At 48.6% G+C, this 4,912-nt stretch carries 5 protein-coding genes; 2 read left to right on the top strand and 3 right to left on the bottom strand.

Annotated elements, in window-relative coordinates:
* Nucleotides 1-649: protein translocase subunit SecF (secF, locus tag R3177_RS13155; RefSeq protein ID WP_318971483.1), on the top strand; the 649-nt coding region annotated here is incomplete at its 5' end.
* Between the two features lie 71 nt (nt 650-720).
* On the opposite strand, the gene R3177_RS13150 is transcribed toward secF, so the two are convergent.
* Together R3177_RS13150 and R3177_RS13145 are read right to left on the bottom strand one after the other, a co-directional pair.
* The gene (locus tag R3177_RS13150) at nt 721-1,554 is read right to left on the bottom strand and encodes a class II glutamine amidotransferase (RefSeq protein WP_318971482.1); all 834 of its coding nucleotides are present in this window, start codon (nt 1,552-1,554) and stop codon (nt 721-723) included.
* Nucleotides 1,539-2,492: a RimK family alpha-L-glutamate ligase gene (locus R3177_RS13145; protein ID WP_318971481.1), complete on the bottom strand. Its 954-nt coding sequence runs from the start codon at nt 2,490-2,492 to the stop codon at nt 1,539-1,541. The genes R3177_RS13150 and R3177_RS13145 overlap by 16 nt, the downstream gene beginning before the upstream one ends.
* A 203-nt stretch (nt 2,493-2,695) precedes the next feature.
* Between R3177_RS13145 and R3177_RS13140 the strand changes: the two genes are divergently transcribed.
* Nucleotides 2,696-4,465: an N-acetylglutaminylglutamine amidotransferase gene (locus R3177_RS13140; RefSeq protein WP_318971480.1), complete on the top strand. Its 1,770-nt coding sequence runs from the start codon at nt 2,696-2,698 to the stop codon at nt 4,463-4,465.
* Between the two features lie 47 nt (nt 4,466-4,512).
* Here the strand turns inward: R3177_RS13140 and R3177_RS13135 are convergent, their stop codons facing one another.
* Nucleotides 4,513-4,911: a PA2169 family four-helix-bundle protein gene (locus R3177_RS13135; RefSeq protein ID WP_318971479.1), complete on the bottom strand. Its 399-nt coding sequence runs from the start codon at nt 4,909-4,911 to the stop codon at nt 4,513-4,515.
* Between the last annotated feature and the right edge of the window lies 1 nt (nt 4,912).

Here is a 4,912-nt window from a genome sequence, read left to right as displayed (position 1 = left end):
TGTTGCTCAGGAAAAAGTGGGAGAGGCCGTACTGCAGGCGTTAAATGCTGAACAAGCGTCGGAAGTAGAGCTAAGACGGGTCGAGTTTGTCGGGCCCAGTGTTGGGGAAGAGTTAAAGCAAGACGGCGGCCTGGCGTTGCTGGTCGCACTTATCGGTATTCTGTTGTACGTTGCTATGCGTTTTGAATGGCGCTTGTCAGTAGGGGCGGTGCTATCGCTGGCGCATGATGTTATCTTAACCCTGGGCTTGTTTTCGGTATTGCAGCTGGAATTTGATTTAACGGTGCTGGCCGCTATTCTGGCGCTGATAGGTTACTCGATTAACGATACCATAGTCGTGTTTGACCGGCTGCGGGAGAGTTTTCGCAAGCTGCGCGATGCGACGGTTAATGAAACCATCAATCATGCCATTACCACGACCCTGAACCGCACTGTGGTGACTTCTCTTACCACGGTGCTGGTACTGGTGGTATTGTTTTTTATGGGTGGGACGCTGATTAACGGCTTTGCCACTGCGCTATTATTTGGTATTGCGGTGGGTACTTATTCATCGGTGTATGTCGCCAGTGCAATTGCTGAAGTGCTGGGTATCAGTCGGGAAGACCTGTTACCGCCGCCCCCGGCGGAGCCGGAGGGCGAATCGCTGTAACTGAAGCTGATGATAAAACAGAAAAACGGCCCGGCGCCGTTTTTCTGTTTAAAGATTTGGCTTCACTGGCGTTAATCATCAAGAAAGCGTTCCGTTTTAACATCGCTCTGATAGACGGTGGTAAAAGAGTTATTTGGGATCTTAGTCCAGCTGTCACTGATATCATCCAGTGGTTCAGAAACGATGATGGTGCTGCCAGCCGGGATGCAAGGTTTATCACCAGAAAACTCCTGCATACAGTTGGTATCCGTCGATACAAACTGGGTCATTGGTGCTTCATTATAGGAATAGCGTAACGTATAAAGTTTTTCACCATCAGACAATGCACAGGACAGATTTAATACCCCTTCATTATCTACGGTACTAAGCTCATCTAATACTTCTCTGACCATTTTCTGCATCGCTGCTTTAGGGTTATCCTGCAAGCCATACGTTAGGGCCAGATAAAAAAAGGTCTCGCTGTCGGTGGTGCCTTGCAGCAGCGGAAATAATTGCGGGCTGATTTTAAACTGCAGGGCGCGGCGTATTTTATCAAAGTGGCTGACATGGCCGTTATGTTGAAATAACCAGTTTTTATAACGAAATGGATGGCAGTTAGCACGCTGAATATCGCCGGTGGTAGAGGCTCTGATATGAGCCAGAAAAGTATGAGATTTTATATGGTGGCACAGGCTGTCAAGATTGGTATTATGCCAGGCGGGCAGGTCATCTTTAAATAAGCCTGGCTCTTCGCGTTCGTCATACCAGCCAATACCAAAGCCATCGCCGTTAATGCTTAACAGCTCGCCACTTTTGGTAAAGTTCATCTGGCTGTGCCGGCTTTGTACCACCAGCGAATGATCTGGCTTGGTGACCAGGGTGTCAATGTATATCGGATCTCCGGTGTAGGCTATCCATCTGCACATAAAATCCCCCGTTGTGATTCAAGTACCTTAGCACTAGTATAGTGATGCTCATAAAAGTTGCCCACCTGAGCTGCCACGTGATCGATTATGGCATCGGCGATATTGACCCCGGTAACATTCTCAATGCCCTGCTCACCGGTAAAATCAGGTGATACGTTAACCTCCAGCAGCATTGGGCCGGAATCTGAGCGGACGAAATCGACACCGGCAACATTAATACCTATAGCCGCCGTGGCTGACAGAACAATTTCCTCTTCTTTTGCTGTAAGCTGATAGGGCTCTGAGCGACCGCCAAGCGCAACGTTAGACCTGAAGTCACCATCCTGGGCGCGGCGACACATGGCTGCTACCACTTTACCGCCGATAACAAAGGCTCTGACGTCAGTCCCGGCTGCTTCAGCAACAAAAGACTGAATAATGTAACTGGCGCCCAACTGGCCAAAGGTTTTAACGATGTTATCCATTTCCTTTAAGTTACGGGCCAGGAAAATTCCGGTGCCTTCGGTACTTTCAATTAGTTTGATGATCATAGGGATACCAATAGTTTTGGCCAGTTGCCGGAAACCCTCTGGGGTGTACGCGATGCCGGTAGCCGGAAAAGGCAGGCCCCGTGCCAGCAAATACTGCAGACTTTTCAGTTTATCCCTGCCAAGGCGCAGTGCGGCAGGGGATTCACTGACATAAGTCTGACTGCAGATAAACTGCTGCAGCACATTGGTACCGTAATCCGTAAAATTCACATTCAGACGGGGGATAATCGCATCCAGGCTTTTGGTAATATCCTGATCGCGCCAGTAAATAACCGGTTTGTCACTGGCCAGTACCATACTTATATCGCGGATATTGTAGCGCTCAGCGTTATGCCCCTTAGCTCTGGCAGCTTCGAGCAATCGTTGGTCATCCTGCTCCTGGTCCGTGGATAAAATGCAGATATTCATCCTGATTAAACCCTCTTCACTTGTTAGGCAAAAGTAAAGTGTAGCACAGCAGAATAACGTCACTTTTCCGGTCAAAAAAGGAAATTAACGACTAGACTTAACGTTTCAGGCATTGTTTTACGGGGTTTAAGTATTTTGCCTGATTAACTTACAGCAGCCGGCACAAGGGTTGCTACTGTGGGTAACATTGTCAGAGGATAGATATGTGCGGAATAGCAGGAGAAATAAATTTTCAGGGTAAAGCATCAAGTCATTATGTAAACGCCATGCTCGGTAAGCTGGCACCCCGTGGTCCGGATGGCTGGGGTTTAACTGCTCAGGGAAATATCTGCTTTGGTCATCAGCGGCTTAAAGTTATCGACTTATCAGCAGCAGGGGCGCAGCCGATGCATGATGCCCGCTTGGGGCTGACTATTGTATTTAATGGCTGTATTTACAATTACAAAGCGTTGCGACACGAACTGGAGCAACTGGGGCACCAGTTCTTTTCCACCAGCGATACTGAAGTGATTCTGAAGGCTTATGCGCAGTGGCAGGAGCAGTGCATGAGCCGTTTTAACGGCATGTTTGCTTTCGCTATCTGGCATCGTGACAGCAACACTACCTTTTTTGCACGGGACCGGCTGGGTATCAAACCGTTATATTATTACCATAATCGCCAGGGTTTCTGGTTTTCTTCAACCTTACCGTCACTGTTAAAATGCCCGGAAGTGCCGGCCAAGCTAAGTCCGCTGGGGGTGCATCAGTATATGTCATTCCGGGCCATTGTCGGTGCAGATACCTTATTTAGTAACGTGCACAAACTATTACCCGGTCACTGGTTGAAAGTCGGTGCTGACGGAGAGATTAGTCAGGGCTGCTACTGGCAACTGAACAGCAAGGTAGATGATAGTGACAAGTGCAGCGAACAGGACTGGCAAGAGGCGTTAAAGACCTCATTATTTACCAGCGCCAAACGCCGGTTAGAAGCCGATGTACCGGTGGGTGTATTGCTGTCCGGGGGCGTGGACTCTTCATTGCTGGTGGGGATGTTAAGTGAGCTCGGTCAGAAAAAACTGCACACCTTCTCTATCGGCTTTGACAATGTGGCAGAGGAAGAGGGCAATGAATTTAAGTATTCTGATATTATTGCCAAGCATTATGACACGGAGCATAACAAGATTTTTGCCCGTCACAGCACCTTATTAAATCATCTCAGACCCTGTATCGATGCGATGTCTGAACCCATGGTCAGCCATGATGTGATAGGGTTTTACCTGCTGGCCCGGGCGGTCAGCCAGCATGTAAAAGTAGTGCAGAGTGGTCAGGGGGCAGATGAAGTGTTTGCCGGTTATCACTGGTATCCGCCCATGACCGATGTTTCAGATCAAAACGCCGCAGCGTGTTATGCCAAATCTTATTTTTCCTGGGATGAAACAGCGCTCTGCAAAGTGCTGACACCTGAATACTGCCTGAGTAACGACTCGCTTAGGTTGGTGCAAGACCATTTTGCCAATTGTGGCCCCCGCTTACCGGTAGATAAAGCGCTGCATCTTGATACGGCTGTGATGCTGGTAGACGACCCGGTAAAGCGGGTTGATAACATGACGATGGCATTTGGTCTGGAAGCGCGGGTGCCATTTTTGGATCATGAACTGGTCGAGCTGGCATTTCAGATCCCGCACACCTTAAAATTGCGTGATGGCGGTAAATATCTGTTAAAACAGGTTGCCAGAGATGTGATCCCCAGCGCCGTTATAGACCGGCCAAAAGGTTACTTTCCGGTACCGGCGTTGCGCCAGATGCAGGGCGAATATCTGGATCTGGCTAAAGAGGTATTCAGTCAACCGGTAGCCAGAAAGCGAAACCTGTTTAACATGAACTATATTGATGCCATGCTAAAAGCGCCTGAGCAGTATACCGGTAAGTTTGGTTCAAAGTTGTGGCAGGTGACCTTACTTGAACTCTGGTTGCAACAGCACGGCATTCAGTAAATAAAAAAAACGGCCATCAGGCCGTTTTTTATTTACTACAGCCGATTTTAGTGGCTGGTTGCTTTTTTCAGGGCCCGCATTTCGTCATGGCATTCCTGCATGGTGGTTAGCGACTGACGCAAAGCTGCTTCGAACTGCGGTGGTTGTTTTTGTTGCAACGCTGCTTTCAGCTCTGCCAGTGTTTTGTCTTCAACTTCTTCTAACTGACTGATATAGCGGTGCTCTTTATCAGAAGACATGGCTCCGATGATTTTGGTGTATACTTTACGGGCTTCTACCGTGAACGCAGACCCTTCTTCCCGTTTGCCGTCTTTTCTCACAGCAAAGGGTTGCAGACGCTCTTTCACCAGACGGCGGGCATTTAACATCCGGTCAAAAAATTGGGCCAACTGACGATCATCGACTTTCTCTTTGGCGTCACCATAAAAATCGATGCCGCTGTTCAGC

The sequence above is a fragment of the Arsukibacterium sp. genome (genome assembly GCF_033722355.1).
Taxonomy (GTDB): Bacteria; Pseudomonadota; Gammaproteobacteria; order Enterobacterales; family Alteromonadaceae; genus Alishewanella.
The sequence above is the reverse complement of the archived record's forward strand: the minus strand, read 5'-3'. Positions and strand labels throughout refer to the sequence as shown.